Origin of the sequence: Jeotgalibacillus terrae (genome assembly GCF_016908195.1) — a bacterium.
Taxonomy (GTDB): Bacteria; Bacillota; Bacilli; order Bacillales; family Jeotgalibacillaceae; genus Jeotgalibacillus; species Jeotgalibacillus terrae.
On the sequence record NZ_JAFBDK010000001.1, the window covers coordinates 30133 to 51605 of the forward strand.

19 protein-coding genes and 1 other RNA gene are annotated in these 21473 nt (G+C 39.8%); 3 read left to right on the forward strand and 17 right to left on the reverse strand.

Annotated features, from left to right (window positions below; translation table 11 throughout):
* Positions 1-100 precede the first annotated feature (100 nt).
* Positions 101-1786 (reverse strand): formate--tetrahydrofolate ligase, encoded by a 1686-nt coding sequence (locus JOD21_RS00175; protein WP_204727645.1) that lies wholly within the window; start codon positions 1784-1786, stop codon positions 101-103.
* An 86-nt stretch (positions 1787-1872) separates the two neighbouring features.
* Complete coding sequence (gene mntR, locus JOD21_RS00180) at positions 1873-2292, reverse strand: transcriptional regulator MntR (RefSeq protein ID WP_204727646.1); 420 nt, start codon at positions 2290-2292, stop codon at positions 1873-1875.
* Positions 2293-2517: 225 nt separating this feature from the next.
* Here mntR and cspD point away from each other — a divergent pair, with 225 nt between their 5' ends.
* On the forward strand, positions 2518-2721 hold the full coding sequence (gene cspD / locus JOD21_RS00185; protein ID WP_204727647.1) for a cold-shock protein CspD: 204 nt from the start codon (positions 2518-2520) through the stop codon (positions 2719-2721).
* Positions 2722-2756: 35 nt separating this feature from the next.
* Here the strand turns inward: cspD and JOD21_RS00190 are convergent, their stop codons facing one another.
* Positions 2757-2933, reverse strand: a complete 177-nt coding sequence (locus tag JOD21_RS00190) for a zinc-finger domain-containing protein (protein ID WP_152614718.1) — start codon at positions 2931-2933, stop codon at positions 2757-2759.
* A 1-nt stretch (position 2934) separates the two neighbouring features.
* Complete coding sequence (locus JOD21_RS00195) at positions 2935-3603, reverse strand: reverse transcriptase-like protein (RefSeq protein WP_204727648.1); 669 nt, start codon at positions 3601-3603, stop codon at positions 2935-2937.
* A gap of 90 nt (positions 3604-3693) precedes the next feature.
* Here JOD21_RS00195 and JOD21_RS00200 point away from each other — a divergent pair, with 90 nt between their 5' ends.
* Positions 3694-4095 (forward strand): reverse transcriptase-like protein, encoded by a 402-nt coding sequence (locus JOD21_RS00200; protein WP_204727649.1) that lies wholly within the window; start codon positions 3694-3696, stop codon positions 4093-4095.
* A 46-nt stretch (positions 4096-4141) separates the two neighbouring features.
* On the opposite strand, the gene JOD21_RS00205 is transcribed toward JOD21_RS00200, so the two are convergent.
* From JOD21_RS00205 to JOD21_RS00220, 4 genes are all read right to left on the reverse strand, one after another.
* Complete coding sequence (locus JOD21_RS00205; RefSeq protein ID WP_204727650.1) at positions 4142-4411, reverse strand: DUF6123 family protein; 270 nt, start codon at positions 4409-4411, stop codon at positions 4142-4144.
* Positions 4408-5274: a 5'-3' exonuclease gene (locus JOD21_RS00210; protein WP_204727651.1), complete on the reverse strand. Its 867-nt coding sequence runs from the start codon at positions 5272-5274 to the stop codon at positions 4408-4410. The genes JOD21_RS00205 and JOD21_RS00210 overlap by 4 nt, the downstream gene beginning before the upstream one ends.
* A 3-nt stretch (positions 5275-5277) precedes the next feature.
* Positions 5278-6129 (reverse strand): sulfurtransferase, encoded by an 852-nt coding sequence (locus tag JOD21_RS00215; RefSeq protein WP_204727652.1) that lies wholly within the window; start codon positions 6127-6129, stop codon positions 5278-5280.
* 174 nt (positions 6130-6303) lie between these two features.
* On the reverse strand, positions 6304-9873 hold the full coding sequence (locus JOD21_RS00220) for a dynamin family protein (RefSeq protein ID WP_204727653.1): 3570 nt from the start codon (positions 9871-9873) through the stop codon (positions 6304-6306).
* A gap of 182 nt (positions 9874-10055) precedes the next feature.
* Here JOD21_RS00220 and JOD21_RS00225 point away from each other — a divergent pair, with 182 nt between their 5' ends.
* On the forward strand, positions 10056-10508 hold the full coding sequence (locus JOD21_RS00225) for a chemotaxis protein CheX (protein ID WP_204727654.1): 453 nt from the start codon (positions 10056-10058) through the stop codon (positions 10506-10508).
* A gap of 67 nt (positions 10509-10575) precedes the next feature.
* Here the strand turns inward: JOD21_RS00225 and JOD21_RS00230 are convergent, their stop codons facing one another.
* The 9 genes from JOD21_RS00230 to JOD21_RS00270 form a co-directional block, all read right to left on the reverse strand.
* Entirely contained in the window at positions 10576-11349 is a 774-nt protein-coding gene (locus tag JOD21_RS00230) for an SDR family NAD(P)-dependent oxidoreductase (protein ID WP_204727655.1), read from the reverse strand.
* 13 nt (positions 11350-11362) lie between these two features.
* Complete coding sequence (locus JOD21_RS00235; protein ID WP_338032853.1) at positions 11363-12886, reverse strand: carboxypeptidase M32; 1524 nt, start codon at positions 12884-12886, stop codon at positions 11363-11365.
* A gap of 135 nt (positions 12887-13021) precedes the next feature.
* Positions 13022-14935, reverse strand: a complete 1914-nt coding sequence (locus JOD21_RS00240) for an ATP-dependent DNA helicase (protein WP_204727657.1) — start codon at positions 14933-14935, stop codon at positions 13022-13024.
* 12 nt (positions 14936-14947) lie between these two features.
* Positions 14948-16090 (reverse strand): THUMP domain-containing class I SAM-dependent RNA methyltransferase, encoded by a 1143-nt coding sequence (locus JOD21_RS00245; protein ID WP_204727658.1) that lies wholly within the window; start codon positions 16088-16090, stop codon positions 14948-14950.
* 108 nt (positions 16091-16198) lie between these two features.
* Positions 16199-16577, reverse strand: an RNA gene (gene rnpB, locus JOD21_RS00250) — RNase P RNA component class B.
* Between the two features lie 62 nt (positions 16578-16639).
* Positions 16640-16963 carry a cell division regulator GpsB gene (gene gpsB, locus JOD21_RS00255; RefSeq protein WP_204727659.1) on the reverse strand — a complete coding sequence of 108 codons (324 nt, stop codon included), beginning with the start codon at positions 16961-16963 and terminating at the stop codon, positions 16640-16642.
* Between the two features lie 59 nt (positions 16964-17022).
* Positions 17023-17583: an SLOG family protein gene (locus tag JOD21_RS00260; RefSeq protein ID WP_204727660.1), complete on the reverse strand. Its 561-nt coding sequence runs from the start codon at positions 17581-17583 to the stop codon at positions 17023-17025.
* 384 nt (positions 17584-17967) lie between these two features.
* Positions 17968-19194 (reverse strand): ribonuclease H-like domain-containing protein, encoded by a 1227-nt coding sequence (locus tag JOD21_RS00265; protein ID WP_204727661.1) that lies wholly within the window; start codon positions 19192-19194, stop codon positions 17968-17970.
* A complete protein-coding gene (locus JOD21_RS00270) occupies positions 19184-21472 on the reverse strand; it encodes a DEAD/DEAH box helicase (protein WP_204727662.1) in 2289 nt (762 codons plus the stop codon). Before JOD21_RS00270 ends, JOD21_RS00265 begins: the two co-directional genes overlap by 11 nt.
* Between the last annotated feature and the right edge of the window lies 1 nt (position 21473).

Sequence of the window (21473 nt, forward strand, 5' to 3'; positions counted from 1 at the left end):
TATTCATGCTGCTAAGAGCGATGAAATGAGTGCCTGATCATAGTCAGCCCTTAAAAAGCAAAAGCATCCGGTGATGGATGCTTTTGCTTTAATGAATATATTAAAACAGTCCTACTCCTTTACCTTCGCTTGTCACATCCATGTTTTGAGCAGCTGGCGTTTTTGGAAGACCCGGCATTGTCATCACATCTCCTGTAAGTGCAACCAGAAAACCTGCTCCAAGTTTTGGCACAACTTCTCTGATTGTTACTTTGAAGTTTTCAGGACGGCCAAACAATGTGGGGTCATCTGACAATGAATATTGTGTTTTTGCCATGCATACAGGCAGGCATCCCCATCCATATGATTCGAATTGTCTGATCTGTGCCTCTGCTTTTTTAGAAAATACTGCCTCTGACCCGCCGTATACTTTCTGAATGATCATGTTAATTTTTTCTTTCACAGGCATTTCAAGATCATAAAGGTACTTAAAGCTGCTTTCTCCTTCAATCGCATCAATGACTTTAGCTGCAAGGTCTTTACCGCCTTCTTCACCCTTTTCCCACACTTCGGTTAAAGAAAAAGGAACCTGTTGTGCTTTGCAGAAATCTTGAAGTATTTCAATCTCAGATGCACTGTCAGTATGAAATTTGTTAATCGCTACGACAGCAGGCAGACCAAATTCACGGATTGTTTCAAGGTGTTTTTCAAGATTGGTAAGTCCTGATTTTAATGCTTCAGTATCTGTTTCTGTCAGCTCTTTTTTAGATTTTCCACCGTGCATTTTAAGCGCGCGGACTGTTGCCACGATCACCACTGCATCGGGGTGTTTCCCTGAAGTTCTGGTTTTAATATTTAAAAACTTTTCTGCTCCGAGATCTGCTCCAAAACCGGACTCTGTTACGACATAATCAGCCAGTTTTAACGCTGTCTGAGTGGCCAGAACTGAATTACAGCCATGAGCAATATTTGCAAATGGACCACCATGAATGAGTGCAGGCGTCTGTTCAAGCGTCTGAACTAAATTCGGTTTTAGCGCATCTTTTAAAAGCAGTGCTAATGAGCCCTGGACTTCAAGGTCAGACACCGTCACAGGCTCGCCCTGGTATGTGTATGCAACGACAATATTGGATAGACGGTTCTTCATATCCTTGATCCCTGATGACAGACAAAGTACTGCCATAATTTCTGAAGCGACGGTGATGTCAAAACCATCTTCTCTTGGCACCCCTCTTGCGGGACCGCCAAGTCCAACGACAATCTGTCTGAGCGCACGATCATTCATATCCATCACACGTTTCCAGATAATCTTTCTTGGATCGATCTGAAGATCATTCCCCTGATGAATATGATTATCTATAAATGCTGAAAGTGCATTATTAGCAGTTGTGATTGCATGTATGTCACCGGTGAAATGCAGATTAATATCTTCCATTGGCAGCACCTGTGCATAACCGCCGCCTGTTGCACCGCCTTTTACGCCCATAACTGGACCAAGTGAAGGTTCTCTCAGCGCTACCATTGAGTTTTTACCGGATGCCTTTAATGCATCAGCAAGTCCTACAGTTACAGTTGACTTACCTTCACCGGCAGGAGTCGGATTAATTGAAGTGACAAGTATTAACTTACCTTCCTTGGCATTTTTTAATCGGTCAATCGTGTCAAAAGTGATTTTTGCTTTGTATTTACCATACATTTCAATATCATCAGGTGTCATGCCGGCTCCGGCAGCAATCTCGGTAATCGGCATCATAGTCGCAGCCTGAGCGATATCAATATCAGAAGGAACAGTTTTTTTTGTCGTCATAATGAGCCTCCACATCCTATGTAATATCAACATTATAACATGCCCTATTTATTTTTAAACAAACAAAAAGCCGCTTAAAAAGCGGCTTACTGGTCTTCCTTTTCCTGTAATCTCCGAAGCTTCTCCACAAGTTCAGGTTCGTTTTCGAAAAGCTGTACTAGATCTCCTATACGGTCTATGGAGTTCCAGCTTAAATGATGTTCGATCCCCTCGACATCATTATAAATATTCTCATCTTTAACTCCTATAACAGTTAAAAACTGCTCCAGCAATTCATGTCTGAATACAAGTCTCTTGCCTATTTTATTTCCTTTTTTAGTTAAAATGAGCCCTCGGTATTTTTCATATATCAGATATTCGTCCTTATCGAGCTTCTGCACCATTTTAGTAACAGAGGATGGATGGACCGATAATGCCTCAGCTATATCTGACACTCTTGCATACCCTTTTTGATCAATTAGTATGTAAATCTGTTCTATATAATCCTCCATGCTGGGCGTTGGCATGCGGGGACCCCTCCTCAAAAAACCATGATTTCATTACTTGTAAAGTGTACTATAACCGCCTTCGGGACACAACTTAATGCTTAAAAGGAACCCGGAATAATGATTTAGAAAATTCAAACTAATGATTGACTCAATTTTTAATGATGTGTATAGTGAAATTATCATTTATTGATAAATATCTTTATACTTTAATCTGTAAGGGATAAATAGCAGGGAGGAAATCAGATGCATAATGGCAAAGTAAAATGGTTCAATAACGAAAAAGGCTACGGTTTTTTAGAGGTTGAAGGTGGCGATGATGTATTTGTGCATTTTACAGCCGTGCAGGGTGATGGCTACAAATCCCTTGAAGAAGGTCAGGAAGTTTCTTTTGAAATCATAGAAGGTAATCGCGGCCCTCAGGCTGCGAATGTCGTAAAAAAAGAGTAAGCAAAAAGCCGGCACTGCCGGCTTTTTTTAATTGCTTATGACAACTGTTTGCCAAGTTCTTTTATTTTCATTCCGATTGAACATTCCGTTATACAGAATTTATGAGCATAAAGCTTACCCTTTTCAGCCCGGAGCTGCTTTTTAACAGGGCAGCTCTTACAATACGTATTCATCAGTTCATCGACAGCAGATAAAGCAACTTGTTTTTCCATATTATTCATCCCTATCAGTCCTGCTTTGACTTTTTATATTTACATTGCTTCTCGCCTGATCAGCCAGTTTGTGTGCACCTTTATTAATTGACCTTGTAATGTGTTTTAAAACTATTGGCATCTTTTTGTCCGCAGCTAACTTTTCAACCCGGTCCGCCCATTTATTTAAGTTCTCATCATAACTCGGCCATTCCCCGTTCAACTGATTAATCACTGTCAATGCGTCACCACTGCAAGTGATTTGCTGAATATGTCCATTTGCAACATTAATCGCATGTTCAAGTGCATAATATAAAGCCATATATTCTGCTTCATTATTCGTTAATACACCACTTACAAAACGGTTACTCTTTTCAGTAACTGATTCGCCGTTCCTGTCATAAGTAATAATCCAGCCCAGCCCTGTCTCCCTGGTGCTTTTATCAAAAGAAGCATCGAAGAGAACATTTATATTCTTTGCCTCTCCTTCTGTTTTAGTCATCAGTTTTTTAAATTCTTTCACATTCCATTCCTGTCCCAGATCATCATGAATGGAGATGTCATGAAACCTTCCCGTTTTTTCAAAATCTGTAATGAACAAAGGGGCGCTTTGCTCATTTAGCCAACTGCTTTGAAACGTGATATACGTGCCTGAAGGGTGCTGATATTTTGCTTTAAAAAATATATTCAACGTACTGATCCCTCCTTCATTCTTTCTATTGTACATTTGAATTGTGCAGCGTTGCAACTGCTGATACACTTCATTCAGGGGGCTGAAATTATGATTGAACTATTTATAGACGGCGCAAGCGCAGGAAATCCCGGAATCAGTGGAGCCGGAGTTTTTATAAAAAATGGTAAAGATAGTGTTCAATTATCTTTTCCATTACCGGAGATGTCAAACCATGAAGCTGAATATGAAGCGCTGCTGCTTGGACTTGAAAAATGTCTTCCGTATAAAGATCAGATTATTTCATGTAAAACCGATTCACAGGCTGTATTTCAGGCCGTTGAAAAGAGGTATATAAAGAATAAGAAGTACGCACATTATCTGGAGAGAATGATTCAGCTTCTTGATCAATTTGATCTACTGTTTATAAAATGGATACCGGGTAAAGAAAATCACGTGGCTGACAAGCTTGCAAGGCAGGCCATACATGTGCAGAAAGATAAAAATGTTTAAAAGAAAAACGGGATGCTGCACATGATGTACCAGCAATCCCGTTTTATTATAATGCCATTCCCTTCGCCTTCAGATGAGCAGTCATTTCATCTTTACCGCTCCATTCTTTTCCTGACAGTTCTTCGAGCACTGACATGTAAAAGCTTGAATCGAATCTTTTTTGACACTTTAATGTAACCTCTATTGCCATTTTGATTAACTGGTCTTCAGCACCAGTAAATTTCCTTCCAAAATAAATAAAACCAATTGCTTCCTCGTCCAGCTTAAATCCTCTTGCATGGAGATCTGCTACAAAGTCATCAAGGGATTTTTTCATTTTGCGAGCTGCTCCATAAATCTTTTAACAGATCTGAGACCATGCTCATCTATCACTTTTTCAGCATGATCAGGAAGACCATTCCATTCCCTGATTACCGGAAGTTCTAATGGAACTTCACAATAGATCTCTGCTAGTTTTCTGGATATGTGAAGCATCTCTTCATCTTCTGTGATTTTCTTTCTTTGACCAGGAGTCAACTGATCCAGGTTTTTAAGTAGGTTTTCTACTGAACCGTACTCTTTAATCAACTTGAATGCTGTTTTTTCTCCGATCCCTTTCACCCCTGGGTAACCATCACTTGTGTCTCCCATCAGTCCTTTCACATCTATAAACTGGCGGGGTGTTATTTCATATTCCGATACAAAACGGTCTAGCGTATAGGTTTCATACGTACCAAATCCTTTTTTAACGAGCCAGAGATCCACATTTGGGCTTAACAGCTGTAACAGGTCCTTATCTCCGCTAACAATACTGACTTTCCCATCACTTTCTGCTTTGGCAATCGTCCCAATACAATCATCTGCTTCATACCCTTTTACACCTATATTGTGAAAATGAAGTTCTTCAGCAATTTTTTTAACCAGATCAAATTGCGGGATCAATTCTTCAGGAGGTGCATTTCGATTTGCTTTGTATGAAGAGAATGATTCGTTCCGAAATGTGTCTTTTCCCATATCCCAGCAAATTGCTACGTGTGTCGGTTTAATAATATTTGCAGCTGTCAACGTATGCTTTACAAACCCCTGAATACCATTTGTAGGTAAACCTTTATCATTATACATGAACTGGTTAGTCACTGCTGTTGCGAAAAAAGATCTGAACAACAGTGCCATACCATCTATTAATAGTGTATGCTTCATTTTCTACTCCTTTTTGTGTGTTTCACAGGTTTCAATTTCGTGATCTGCATAAGAAATCCAGTCACTGTAACTGCCTGTATATAGTTTAACATGTTTAAATCCTGCCATTTTGAGAGCAATAACATTTGGACAGGCTGTGACACCACTTCCGCAATAGACGACGAGCGGCTGATCGGGATCCAGGTTTGAAAACCTCTTTTTCTGATCATCAGCTTTTAATAGATTGCCTGCCTGATAGGTTTCAAACCATTCATAGTTCAGCGCACCCGGAATATGTCCGGCCACTCTGTCAATTGGTTCATGATCACCTCTGTACCTCATAGACTCTCTGGTATCAATCAGCGTGCCTTTTGTGTGACCGGCAACAATCTGTTCTACTTCAGCTGTATCAGCTACTGCTTCGAGCTGAAGATTAAGTTCAAAGATACCTTTTTTAACATCAGGTATCGTTTCGCTTAGCGGATATCCTTTTTCACGCCACTCCTGAAACCCTCCGTCGAGAAGAAATGTTTGCTTATGCCCTGCAAATGTAAATAACCACCAGGCTCGGGCAGCAAATGCACCCTCTCCGCCGTCATACACAATAACTGGATCTGCAGCATTCACCCCTGCACGTTGCATTTTATCATGAAATTGATTCATTTCAGGTAAAGGGTGACGGCCCCCATGATTTTTCACTTCACCCGAAAGGTCTCGATCAAGGTGTATATATACTGCACCTGGTATATGGTTTTTCAAATACTCCGCTTCCCCTGCATCCGGTTCTTTCAAGTCAAATCTGCAGTCAAGGATCGTCACCGGTTTTTTCTGTCTGATTTGTTCATTCAGCCATTCTGCTGTTACTGAAAACTGCATCAAGTGTTCCTCCTTTTGTCCATAAGTTTTTTGACATGTTCTTTTGGTTCCCAGCAGTTAAACTTGTAACCCGGCTTTGTTTCGTATCCAAGTCTTTCACAAAAATACCGCATACGACCACTCTTGGTTTTATCACTATGAAAATGAATACATGTGGCACATACATGAAAAGGATTATGACTCATCAGATTTGACCTTTTCAAGAGCACGTTCTATTTCAGCTGCAAACTCTTCTGAATATAATCCATTCAGCGTTGAAGTGATCTGTTCTTTCAGGTCTTTTTTCCATGCTGTAAATAATTTCTGCTGGATATCAATCACTTCACTCGAAACCCATGATGAAATTTGATCTGTAATAAGCGAGATTTCTTCTTTCGATTTTTCTTTAAACCGTTCTTCTAAAGCATGCTGCATAAATTTCTTTTCATTTTTCTCAAAAAATGATTTTGTATTTTTGAACATTGACAGCTCTTTATTAAAATCAGATTCCTTCATATCTTCAAATGACTGGTTAAATGTCAGTAGTTCTGTTTGCTTTACATCTGAAACGGGTTTAATCCCTTCAGGAAACTCAACTTTGACCTGGTCCCATATTCTTTCGAGTTCAGATTGATATAACTTCCTGATTAATTGTTCCATCCTATAGTTTACAACCTTGAATTCCTGTATAAAATCAAATTTAACGATTTCAATTAGTTCGCTGATGGCTTTTGACAATGCGATTTTACTCGAATACCCGTTAAAGCCTGAAGGATTAAATGACTCTTTAAAGAAATCTGAAAACCTGTAAAAAACTCGTTGATGTACGTAGTGCAGGAGTTCTTTTAGTTCCTGATCAGCCTGTAACTGCACTGATTCTAAATATTCGTCATTAAAATATGAATCTATACTCTCTGTCAACTGTTCAAGGCTTAACTTTCTAATTGCCTTTTTATCTTCATCCGCTCTTGCCTGATTCAGCAAAGACTTCATTCTGCTAATTGTCTGGTCATAGTAGTCAGCAGTGTTTTTAATGACAATGACATCAAGCTCCTGGTCGATAAAGGTGGTGAATGCTGAATTAAATTCTTCAATTCCTGATTCACCGTGATGGCTCAGTGCCTGGAGACTGGATACGCCAAAAATTTTAGGCTGTCTTACACCAAAGGTTTGAAGCTGCTTTTTAACATACTGAATCACTTCCTGTTTTTCTTCTTCACTCTCAGCAAGATCGACTGCATTTACGATAAAAAACATTTTATCATGTTCAAAGCTATCCTTAACTCTTCCCATCTGAATCAGAAATTCCCGATCTGCTCTGGCAAAAGCATGATTAAAATAAGTAACAAACAGGATCGCGTCTGAGTTACGTATAAAATCAAATGAAACGTCCGTATGTCTGGCATTAACAGAATCTGCTCCTGGTGTATCAACAAGAGTGATCCCATTGGCTGCAATTGATGAATCTGCATATAAATCAATTGCTTCTACAAAACATGACTGGTATTCATTTGAAACAAATCCTTCAAAATCTTCCATTGAAACTTCTTTTTCAGTTCCCAGGTCAGGGTGATAATTTTTCCAGCCTTTGAGAAAAGCTCTGATAAAACTTTTTTTTGACTCAGAAATCTCATTTGGACGCTGTATCAGATCCGGAAGTTTATCTGCCATTTCTTCCAGCGCTTTGATATGATTTATACCTGAAGCTTCCTGCAAATCTGCCAAAAGGTCTGCTTCTTTTTTAAAATGAACAATTACACTTTGATCCGGATGATCGTGATCCGGAGGGAATATTTTATTGATTGAAGCTGTAGTAGGATTAGGTGAAACAGGTAATATTTTATCTCCAAGCAATGCATTGGCAAAGCTTGATTTTCCTGCGCTGAATGCACCGAATAAAGCGACTGTATATTTTTTATTTTTTAACCTGTCTGCCTGGTCGAATAAAATTTCTGACTGCTTTTCAAAACCTCTGATATGACTGACTGCTTCTGCAAGCTGTAAACTTTTTTTAAGTAATTCTGATTCATTTCTGTCTACTGTATCAATTGATTCAGATTCTTTGATCTCTTCATGCGTGGAGTCTTCATTGCTAAGGAGATGATCAAGCGATGAAATTTTCTCAACGCTGCCCTCTTCACTCCAATTCCCGATCCATTTATTTGCATTTTCCTGATCGGTATCAATGTTTTTAAGTCCGTGAATGTTAGTTTCAATCGTTTTCAACTGTTTGAGCACGTTCACTTTCTTGATCAGTTCTGTATACTCCGCAGACTTTCTCAGCGTGTTTTCTTCTATTAAATCCTCAAATTGCTGCAAAATATGATTTTTTATTTCCAGCATTTGTGTTTTTATTTTTTTTCTGAAGTCGTCAGCGAGCGCATCGCAATAATTTAATAATGCTTCACCCGTATAACCTGCCCCCGGCTTGATATTCTTTTGAGCAAGCTTGATCGGATCATCGATGGACAGTGATTCAATCTCATCTGTCCATTCAGACTTATTAACACCTGACAATTCCAAATGACGGTAAATCAGAGCTTTTGCGTGCCAGATCAGCTGTTCATCAATGACAGCTGATAAACTTGATCGCAGCTCATTTTCCCTAGCCTGCTTTTCCTCTTGCGTTTTTTTGGCTGTGAACATGATTCCTACTTTAAATTTCTCCTGAACTGATTCCAGATATTTTTCAGCAACTGCACGTACTTCTGATGGCATCAGGTAGCTCGACTGAAGCATTTTATTCATGTCTCTGTCGAACTTGTCAGACCAGTCGTCTGAAGATACGACTTGACCGGCTTCCGATTCTTCAGCAAGCTTAAACAGTTCCTCCTGTTGTTCAATATCCTGACTGCTTATGATTGAACTGTAAGCATCAGTTATTTCTTCAGCCTCTTCTTTGAGGTAATCTGTCATTTCTTCTTTAAGTACGCTGAGAGAGCTCGCAACTGAATCAATCAGAAGGCTGTATTTATTCGCCGTCATTTTACTGATCTCTTCTTTAAGTTCATCACTTTGATTCTCATGCATTTCCGTGCGTCTCAGTGAAGTATAGAAAAACTTTTCCGGACGTGCTCCCCATTCAAAAAACGCTCTTTCAACTGATTGTCTAAATGTATCAAAAGTAAGCTCTTCTTCTCTATGTTTATCAATCTGGTTAATAACAGCGTATATTTTTCTGTTATGCCTGGACATCTGTTTTATGTATTCAAAATTCATCTCTGACTGAACGTGGTTGTAATCCATTACGTAAAACAGCAGATCCGCCAGGTGGATAGCTGATTCTGTAGACCGTTTGTGCGCATCGTCAACAGAGTCGATTCCAGGCGTATCAAGTAACGTAATACCTTCAGCCAGAGTGGACTCTTTCCATATATCAATCCTTTTAACACTTAACCCTTCTTTTCCGAGTAACGAAATTGAACTTTCATTAAGTGGCGGTTCAAGCTCAAATACCTGATCATCTTCTGTGGTTACTCTGACAGGTTTGTAGCCGCCTGAATGCAGTGCTATCAGATTGGCACTAGTCGGAATAGGACTCGAAGGTAAAATGGATTCACCTGCTAAGTAGTTAATCATTGCAGACTTCCCGGCAGAAAAATGCCCGCAGAATGCAATGACTATTTCTTCATGATGAAGTTTTTTAGCAAGCATCATTATTTTTTCAGCTCTTTTTACATCTCCTATATCCATCGCTTTATTATAAAAGCCATTACACTCAGCCAGTAACACTGATTTACGGGTCTTAAATTCGGATCTATTCATTAAAATCATTCCTTTTATGATCGTTTCTATTCTAATAGTGACTCCATCTATGTCTTAATTGTATCGAAAATTTTACATGACAGATAATAAAATTGAAAATAACATAAAAAATATCTGTTCTGACTATTATATATGAATAAAGTAATGGTATAATATATTCATTATTAGATCGGAGGTTGCGCATGAGTAATTCAAAAGTAGTATCTAATCTCTTAAATGGCATGGTACATTCTATCCGCAGTGTTGTTCCTGTGCCAATTGAACATAGCAAACCTACAGTATTGACTGCACCTTATGAGCAGAATCAGATTGCTGTATTAATCGGTATGACAGGCGAACTCAAAGGTAATATTTTAATAGATGGGGATAAAGCACACTTCAGCAGTCTTGGGGAATCTATGTATGGGATGTACCTTGAAGATGAAATGCTTATTTCTTTTATTGGAGAAGTAGGTAATATGATCGCTGGAAACCTCACTACGTATATTTCTGCAGAAGGTGTTGAGATGGATATTACGCCTCCTTCTGTTATGTCAGGCCAGACAAAGCTTTATAATTTTGTTCAGGCAATCCATTTACCTTTCAATGCAAATGGCATTGGTGATTTTTCAATTCTTGTTTCAATTCAGCAGTAAAAAAGCTGGGACTTCATTGTCCCAGCTTTTTTATTATTGCCTGCTGCTGAGATCTCAGATAGATGAATTAAAAACCGTTAATGGTCATTCCTCCATCTACAAATAGCGTTTGACCGGTGACATAGCTCGCTGCATCTGATGATAAGAACAAAGCGGGGCCAACAAGTTCTTCTACCTGTCCGACTCTTTTCAAAGGCGTCACAGCCAGGATTTGGCTCAAATAATGTTCATCTTCAAGCAGTTCTTTTGTTAAAGGTGTTTCAAAATACCATGGACCGATCGAATTTACCCTTATATTACTGTTTCCCCATTCAAATGCGAGCACTTTTGTCATTTGTATCATGGCCGCTTTTGAAGCAGCATATACAACACCTGTTTTAAGTGCCACATGCCCTGCAACTGAGGAAACTGAAAGAATACTTCCACCTTTATTCTGCTCCTGCATACGGGCTCCTACAGACTGGGACATCATAAAGGCGGACTTAACATTCGTATCCATAATTTTTACCCATTCATCTTCTGTCACATCACTTGCTTTTGATCTGATATTCATGCCGGCATTGTTAACAAGCACATCAATACTTCCATGATCCTCATAAATATCATGAACTGTCTGCTGAATAGCAGATGTATCCGTGACGTCAAGCGTGAATATAGATGCTCTTCCGCCATTATTCTCAATTTCATTTCTAACATGTTCAAGTTCTGATCTCGTGCGTGAGCAAAGAATAACTTCTGCACCTGCTTTTGAAAAACCAATTGCCAGCGCACGCCCTATACCTCTTCCGGCCCCGGTAATAATAGCTTTTTTACCCTCAAGTCCAAATGATGGAAGGTCCATCGTCAATGCCCCCTTACTTAACAGCGTTCAGATTATATAGCTTAGAATACTTTTCTTCAAGATACTGTATCAGATATTCAGCATTTAGCCCTTCACCTGTTGCCTCTTGCAGAATTTCTAGTGGTTTTTTTGTTTTTCCAAAGCGATGAACCTTTTCCGTCATCCAATTCTTAATCGGTGTAACATCACCGCTTGCAATGTGATGGTCAAATTCAGGAATATCTTTTAACATCGCCTGTTTGAACTGTGCTGCATACATATATCCTAAAGCGTATGACGGGAAGTAGCCAAAAGATCCTCCTGACCAGTGTACGTCCTGCAAGATACCTTCTGCGGCATTAGATGGTACGATTCCAAGATATTCTTCATATTTCCGATTCCACACTTCAGGAAGTTCACTTACCTCATAATCTCCATTGAATAAACCTTTTTCAATCTCATATCTGATCATGATATGAAGTGTGTAAGTAAGTTCATCCGCATCAACTCTGATTAATGAAGGTTTCGATTCATTAATTCCCTGCAGGAAATCCTCAACAGACACATCATTGAATTGTTCAGGTGAATACTTTTGAAGAGAAGGTAAATGACGGCGCCAGAATTCAGGGTGTCTTCCCACAAAGTTTTCCATGAACAGGGACTGAGATTCATGAATTCCCATAGATGTACCACCACTCAGCGGTGTTCCTGTAAGAGCAGGATCAATATTCTGTTCATAGAGTGCATGTCCGCATTCATGGATTGTTCCAAAAATTGCACCTCTGAAATCAAATTCATCATAGCGGGTTGTAATTCTTACATCGCCCGTATTAAGTCCTGTTGCAAATGGATGAACCGTTTCATCGAGTCTGCCTGCTTCAAAATCATAGCCCAGCTCTTTTAACACGTGAATACTGAATTCTTTTTGAGATTCCTTGGGAAAATGCTTATAAATAAACGCTGTATCCGGTTTAACTGTTGATGCTTCAATTCCTTTAACCAGTGGGACGATTGCTTCCCGCACCCGACCAAACACCTGATCAAGTACATCCACTGTCACACCAGGTTCAAACATATCAAGCAGCGTATTATAAGGATTTTCCTCGTACCCCCAATACTCCACAAAGCGTCTTGTAGTCGCTACCAGTTCTGTCAAATAGGGTTCAAACAAAGCAAAGTCAGATTTCTCACGTGCCTCTTCCCAGATGCTTTCAGCTTTTGATTTTAAAATCACATATTGTTTAAATTCGTCTTCGGGGATTTTGCGGTTCCGGTCAAAATCCTTCCGGCATTCCTCAAGCATTTTTACTGTCAGTTCATCGAGCTCACTTTTGTGAGCAGTTAACTCTTTTATGTATTCAGCCATCTGATCTGATGTTGATAGATTAAATACTTCTGATGACAGGATTCCTATGACTTCAGACCGCTGTCCAATCGCCTTTTTTGGTGCCCCTGTCCGCAGATCCCAAAATATTAAACCAAGTGCTTCTTCATGCGCCGAAATTTTATTTAAATGGCTTACAAAATTATTTTTTACTGTTTCTAATGTCAACTTAATCCCTCCATTCAATAATCACTTTTATCTTATCATACTTTTCTGAACAATCGTCCGATTTACTTCGGATTTTGAAATATAAAAAAAGACTGAGACAATGGTTTGTCTCAATCTTTTTTAAAAATTTGATTCTTTTTATCAATCATAACTGATTATTTCAGGCGTAACCGGAAGTATTTTCTTGATTGCAGGAATCCACTGTTCTTCTTCAGTAGTTAAAAAGATTGATATATGACCGCTGTCTGCAGAAGAACGAATCAATCGGCCGACTCCCTGCTGTAATCTGAGCAGCATATAGGGCAGATCAACTTCAGTCAAAGGATCTGCAGCATGGTTCCTTTTCGCTTCAAACACCGGGTCATCCGGTGGAAACGGAAGTGAATCTACGACGACATGCTTTAGGCTGATGCCTGGTACATCAAGACCTTCCCACAAATTCAGTGATGCGAGTACAGACGTGGCATCCTCCTGAAACTTCTCAACGAGCGAACTGATTTCTTCATCGCCCTCAAACAAGAGCTGTTTATTTTCAATCATATTTGTAAACCTGAACAAATCCTGATCTTCACGGTTATTAAACAGGATGAGTGATCCTCCATCATTATGATTCACAATCTTGGAAATTGTATCTGTTTTATCAGGATCTTCAAGATAAATAGTGATCTTCATGACTTCATCATACTCATATGGTGATTCTACTGTGAAAGATGTGTAATCATCAATTCCCAGACTTGAAGCCAGATAAGTGAAATCCTCATCTACCGATAATGTCGCTGAAGAAAAAATAAATGGAAGCTTTTTTGAAAACACTTCTTCTCTTAAAATTTCTTCGACCATCCTTGGCATAATGACGAGTCTTTCATCATCAAAACTTTCCTCAAGCCAGATGATTGCATTATCATCTTCAGCAAGCAGTTTTAATGAGAATAAAACTGTTTCTAAATATTCTTCAGAAATCTTCAGGTCATATTCATCTATTACATATAATTCAGATTCAAAGACAAGTTCTTCAAGCAGCTGATCAATTGACTTCTTTAAAGTTGCTGATGTTTTTATCAACTGATCCGTTTTATTGATTTTCATTCTTTCCGAACTGCGGTCTGCACTTCCACTGATCAGTGAAAACCAGTCATCGTGTAATTCAAGAATTGAATCAATCAAATGAAGTGTCTTTTCCCTTACATCATTGGCAGATAGTTTCGAAAGGACTTTTTCCATTGATTGCAGTGACGTTTTATAAGTCAATGCTTTTTGTGCTGCATATTCAAGTAAATGGCCTTCATCGAAAATGACTGAGCTTGCTTCTGGCAATAACGGCAGCTGCCCTTCCCTGATTCTGGAGTCTTTCGTCCAGATGTGTTCCATATAAAAATCGTGAGAACACACAATCAGATCACCTGCCTGCCTGTAATATTCCCGGTGCAGTGTCTGACCGCAACGATGTCTCACATCACAGCTGAGACAATCCTGCAATGAATCATAATTGACTGCCTGCCACTGTTCATCATCAAGGTAAGGGTATTCTTTACGGTCCCCGTATGGATAAAATGATGACATAGACCCAGCCCCGTAAACAAATTCAGGCAACTGAAGATAAACATCTTCAATGGCTTCATCCTCTGTCCGCTTATCAGCGTCATCAAGTTTCTTCAGACATAAGTACTGTTCCCTTGATTTAGCAAGCCTGACATCGATTTGCATATCAAGCATCTGTTCGATTTTTTTTATATCACCAGTCGGTTTAACTAATTGTTCTATGAGCGTTTCATCTGCACATGAAATAATAGCGGGCTTTCCTGTATATCTGGCATAGGCAACAGCGTAAAGCAGATAGGCGATCGTTTTCCCGGTACCTACGCCCGCTTCTGCAAAAATGACTGATTTATTTTTATAAGCCTGCTCAAGCTGAAATGCCATAAAAATCTGCTCATCACGCAGTTCAAGTCCTTTTTCCGGAAGTATGTCATAAAACACGTCTCCAATCCAGTCCCCCAGTGCTTCATAGAACGACTGGTCACTCGTTATTGGAAAAGGAAGGCTTTTACTCTTCATTGTATCATTCCTTTAATTCGTATTTCTTGGTGGGCGCTGACCAAAATACTGATAGTAATCTGTACGGATAAAGCCGTTGAACAATTTGCGTTTCTTCGTAGCTTTTTTCCCATACAGATCCTCAAAATCAGGGTGAGAAGTAATCAGATATTTTGACCAGGTAGGATACTGTTCAAATACCTGACCCATATCACGATACATTCTCTCAACCTCTTCTTCCTCACCAATCCGCTCACCGTATGGCGGGTTACCTACGATAACACCATAATCTGATGAGGCAGTGAAATCTTTCACCTGCATCTGTTTAAACTGAATCAGATCACCCAGTCCCGCTTCAATTGCATTTTCTTTTGCAACTTCAATAATTTTATGGTCTATATCTGTTCCGTAAATCTCAAGCGGCTGGTCGTAGTCGGCTGCTTCTTCTGCATCCAATCTGACTTTTTCCCAAATTGATTCAGGAATGACCGGCCATTCTTCTGAAATGAATTCCCGGTTAAATCCCGGGGCGATATTCTGACCAATCAGTGCTGCTTCAATCGGGATCGTTCCCGAACCGCAGAACGGATCGTGGAATGGTTTATCAGGACGCCAGTTCGTCAGTTTGATTAAGGCAGCAGCCATTGTTTCCTTAAGCGGGGCTTCCCCCTGGCCGGTTCGGTAGCCTCTTTTATGAAGTCCGGCACCGCTTGTGTCAATAGTCAGCGTTACTTTATCATTACGGATTGCCACTTCTATCTTGTAAGTGGGGCCGCTTTCTTCAAGAAAACTCATTCTTTTATAAGCCGCTTTCATGCGCTCTACAATAGCTTTTTTAACAATCGACTGACAGTCAGGAACACTGTACAGCTTTGACTTCACAGACTTTCCTGATACGGGGAATGCAGCGTCTACCGGCATTAAGGTTTCCCAGGGCAGCGCTTTTGTCCCTTCAAAAAGCTGATCAAACGTGTAAGCATTAAATTCGCCCATCACAATTTTCACACGATCGGCAGTGCGCAGCCACATATTTGATCTCGCAATAGCAAGTTCGTCACCCTCAAAAAAGATTTTTCCATTTTCAACTGTTGTTTCATATCCAAGGTCTTTAACTTCTCTTGCAACGATCGATTCAAGCCCCATCGCTGCAGTTGCAATTAATTTATAAGTAGCCATATGTCACCTCGTATTATTTATATCACTTCTGAAAGAAAAAAGGCAGACCTCCTGATACGGTCATGCCTTCTGAAATGTACATGTATTAAATTGGTCAACCAGCTAATGGTCTGTAAGCCATGTTTTGTTCAAGCGTACTTAAGCGCCTTTTAGGCTCGTACGACATGCGGCAATCATCTATCTGCCGGCATCATGCCAGCCTTTCCCATTGTTCATTTCCTCCGGGAAAGTGCCTCTACCATTGTTTGAGTTTCTCACTCGCGGGGTTTACCTCGTTCCACTTCTGTCATTTCTGACAGAACTTCGTCACTGTGGCACTTTCAAGAGATTCATACCATATCCAGTGGACTTAGGTATCCTCTCTGCCGTCAGCCCGATCACTCAGACTGCCTTCGCTTATTATTTCGCGAAGCACGAACACTACGGGCATCTCAGCACCGTGTGAGCATGGACTTTCCTCTGCATAACGCAGCAATTGCCCAACCAAATAGCCGGTTTAGCCAAGATAAAATTATACATTGATCAGGAAGTTTTAGCAAGTAACATCTTTTACCTGTCTTCGTATAATTTTCTGCCGAATACTTCTTTTTCCAGATTCGAAAGTCTCTTCAGGATATCAAAGTTCGTGGTGCCGCCAGCAGTTGTCTGTGGCTGTGTCTGCTGAACTGCTGATCTCCGCTGGGGTTCTGAGCTTTTCTGAGCTTTTTTCAGTTCATTTTCAAGCGATTCAATTCTCTCGTTAAATGCTTCATAATCTTTAATAATCTGATCTAAAAAAGCGTCTACTTCTTCAGGCTTATAGCCTCTCATTGCCGTTTTGAATTCACGTTCTAGAATTTCTTTCGCACTTAATTGCGCTACTTCATTTTTCATACCTTTCACCTCGGCTATTCTTTCCAATACGTTTATTTTTTCAAAAAGCGGGACAGTTGTCAATCTGGTTCTGATTCAGATAATGCCTCTTCATCAGCAATCCATTGAAGATCCTGAAAATTAATACGGATTATATCCAGATTATATTTCGTTTTTTCTTTTTCAGCTTTCTCAATCAGGAATGACGGGGAACCTTTTTTGTCTTCATCATAAATGACTAAGAGACCGTCTGCCTTTTTCAATATAAAGTCATCTCTATTTTTAAATTGGGATGGATCTGTATATGGTTTATTTGATATAGAGGATACAAAATCTGCGTTCTTAGTTATGTCCTCATAATAAGTCTGATTGCCCTCGCTCCATTTTTCCTCCTGATTAAGAAAAGGAGTGAGCACTGCAAGCTTTAACTCAGGCACTGTTTCTTTTAATGAAATAACCTCTTCTGCTGCCCATAACTCCACTCCAAGAGAACCTGACACTAATACCCACTCGAGGCCCTCGTCTGCAAGTGACATAAGATGCTGTCTGATAGATTTTCTAATGATCCGGACTGCAGGATCATCATTTTTAAATATTCCTATTTCATGCGCTTTGTATCCTGTAATAAATATTGTCTTCACAATTCTTCACAACCTTTACCCTGTCTGAAGAAAAAGAAAGCGGCGGGACCTTTATCCTGCCGCTTCCGATAGTCTGTTACTCAGCTGATCTAACCGGTATTTTGTTATTATAATACTGAAAGTTGATCTCCTATTGCTGAGAATACGTAAGCAGTTGCACCAATGACAAAGAAAAACAATAGTAATAATAATTTTCTCATGCTTTCAACCCCAAATTTTATCAATAATTTAATAGTACAATTGTTTTGAATTGTAAACAACCACCTGATAAACATCGAATCATGTCTATTTTGTGAAAATTATGTGTATGTGTGTTTTTTTCACGTTAAGAAAAAGGAAGAAAGCTGTCATATCTTGCGCTTGCCCGGGAAATACTATCTTAAATTATTTCCTCATTTTCCGGGAAATTCTGTTCATTCTATATTTTATTTTTTCAAGCTTGTCTGTTTTGCGCTCCTGCCTTAAGTCTTCAGCATCAAGTGCTTTAATCGCCTTCATTGTATACAGGTAAGCCTGATCAAGTTTCTTCAGCTGATGCTCATGAATCTTTGCAAGTTCGATTGCTGATTCTCTTTGCTCTCTCGGGGAGCCGTATTCAAGAGTTACCTCAAAAAGGGAAATAGCCCGCTCAAAGTGTTCCTGTTTTTTGTAATCCATTGCTAAATAATAGGCAGCTGAAGGGTTTTGGTCCATTTCAAATGATGCATTCAGATAATCACTTGATCTTTTCTGTTCCCCTTCTTTTTTGTACCACTTTCCTGCTTCAAGTTTTTCACTGCTGCTCTGGTTTTCATCATTGCCAAGCAGCTGAGCGGATATATGAGCATATAAAGTAATCAGTGATAAAATATCTTTTTCATTATGTTCAAGTACTTTTAACATACCTTCAGGATTTTTTCTTTCCACAAAATCAAAATAGATTGCAGGTGCGAGATAACCGGGAATGTCTTCTTTTCTTTCAAATCCAAGCTTTTCTTCTTCAATACTTTTAAGCTTTAAAGATGTCATACTTGATTTCCATAAACGTTTTGCCGCGTGGTATAAGTCAAAGTGGCCGGTTTCAGGAAGCTTAGGTACATGATTTCTGATTAATGTATGCCGGGATTTCACCTGTGGCCAGTCAAATGATTTGCCATTAAAGGTTACGAGCATTTCATAATTAACATTTTCAAGGAAGCTTAGATATAAAGCTACTTCATTTGAAGGGTCAGTTAATATATGCTGTTTCAAAATGATTTTTTCACCGTCAAACCTGGCATATCCCAATAGAAAAATCGTCGTGCCTGTCCCACTGAGACCGGTTGTTTCCGTATCAAAAAAGAATAAATCCTCAGCTTTATAGCCTTTAGCGGATAATGAATGATTAAAATCACTTCTGTTCCACATCTCAACTGCTTTAATTAATGATGAAAGCTTAAACTCTCCGTGTCTGTGATCTAACTCATAATGAACTTCTCTGATCAGACAAAAGTGATCCTCAGATTGATACACAAAAGTGTCATGATTATTCCATACGTCTAGAAAAGGGAGTTTTTCTGTCTGAACCACAGGTTTTTCCGTAGTCTTTTTAATGTGAGGCTTCATGCGTTCGAGCTTTTTTTTAAAGTTCATGATTACTCTCCATTGCTTCTGCAAATAGCTTAAGCAGGATTAATGCATCCCTTTTACCGCCGGTTAACGAAATTTCAGTTCCCACACATGATGGGCAGCCTTCTTCACAGCTGCACCCGCGAACAAGACCTGCTGCTTCTGAAATAAGTGTGCTGCCGAGTTCATATACCTTTTCACTTAAGCCGATACCACCGGGATAGCGGTCATAAATAAATATTGTAGGCAGCTGATTATGGACAGCTTTAACCTGAGGGGTAATCTGAATATCCTGAGGATCGCACATGACGTGAACAGGAACAATTGCCTTCAGTGCATGTGCGGCTCCGATCAGCCCCTGCTCCACTCTGTCATCAGTCATATCCTGAAGCTCTTCTTTTAAGGAGAACCAGGAAGCATTTGTGTGCAGCTCCTCTTCAGGAAGATCAATCGGTCCTGACCCGATATTCTCATGCGTGTCAAATTTGATTTTCTTAAAGATCGTAGCCATAGCCCTGACAGATACATCACCGTAAGAAACACGAGCCAGCTCTGTCTCACTGCTTTTATCTTCTTCCAGCACAGACAGTTGCACAGCGAGATTGGCATCAGTATAATAATCGACTTCAACTTCCCGTACAAAAGCTTTCTTTTCTTCCCAATCCAGAAATTCCACCTGATACTGCACACCCTGATGTAAATAAATCGCTTCATCATGTAAAAGCGTCATTGCGCTGAAGCGATCCATCTCACCAAGCACTTTATGTGCAGCAGTTTCTGTCTGATCAATAATCACAACATTTTCCTGAGATGCAGACCTTAAGCTTATGTTATGTGCAGGAAAAGCATCATTCATCCAGTGCCATTTCCCCCGGGACTTATGGAGCACTCTTTCTTCAGTCAGATACTCAAGAAGGTCTTCCGGGTCTATACCACCAAATGCTTCTCCCTCATTGAATGGAAGTTCAAATGCAGCACATTTCAGGTGATCGAGCATAATAATAATGTTTTCAGGATTGATTCTCGCTGTTTCAGGACTTGCTTCGAGAAAATAATCAGGATGCTGTATGACGAACTGATCCAGCGGACTTGAACTCGCCACCATCAGGATCAATGCTTCGCCCTGTCTGCGACCTGCCCGTCCGGCCTGCTGCCAGGCACTTGCGATCGTGCCCGGATATCCTGTCATGACACAGGCCTGAAGCTGACCAATATCGACGCCCAGCTCAAGCGCATTCGTGCTGACCACTCCATATACATCTCCATTTCTTAAACCCTTTTCAATTTCTCTCCGTTGAGTTGGCAGATACCCCCCGCGATATCCCCTTATAGATTTTGGACCAAGTTCATTTTTAACCAGTTCCTGTAAGTAGGTCAGAATAATTTCAACCCGCACTCTGCTTCTGGCGAAAACGATGGTCTGTATTTTTTCTTTCAGTAATAATCCTGCAATCCGTCTGACCTCAAGCGTTGCACTTCTCCTGATATTCATCTGGTGATTAACGACCGGTGGATTGTAAAAAACAAAATGCTTTCTCGCAGACGGGGCTCCGTTTTGATCAATTAATTGCATTTGTTTTCCTGTCAGTTTTTCAGCAAGCTCTTTAGGGTTGGCAATTGTAGCTGATGTACAAATAAATACAGGATCACTGCCATAAAAAGAGCAGATTCTCTTTAACCTTTTAATCACATTTGCTACGTGACTTCCAAATACACCCCTGTATATATGAAGCTCATCTATCACTACGTATTTAAGGTTTTCGAATAATGATACCCATTTTGTGTGATGAGGCAATATAGCTGAATGAAGCATATCAGGATTTGTAATAACAATATGACCGGCTTTACGGACCTTTTGTCTGATTCCTGCCGGTGTGTCGCCATCATACGTATAAGAATTAATTGACGCTTCAGCAAGTTCAAGTAATTCGTTCAGTTCTGTTTTCTGATCCTGTGCAAGTGCTTTAGTCGGAAAAATATAAAGTGCCCTGCTATGTTTATTGTTCATAATCTGCTGGATAACCGGCAAATTATAACAAAGTGTTTTACCCGATGCAGTCGGTGTCACCGCTGTAATGGATTTCCCGTCAGATACAGCCTGGTAGGCTTCAGCCTGATGCGAATACAGCCTGCCTATTCCCCTTCGTTCAAGTGCTTTCGATAAATCTGGATGTATTTGATCAGGAAGCGGTGCATATACCGCTTCCTTTGGTTCGATTGTATGCCATTTAATAATTTGACTGGCGATTTCTTTATCGTTTCTGAAATTTTCTGCGATTTCACTAAGTGTTTTTTTACGCATA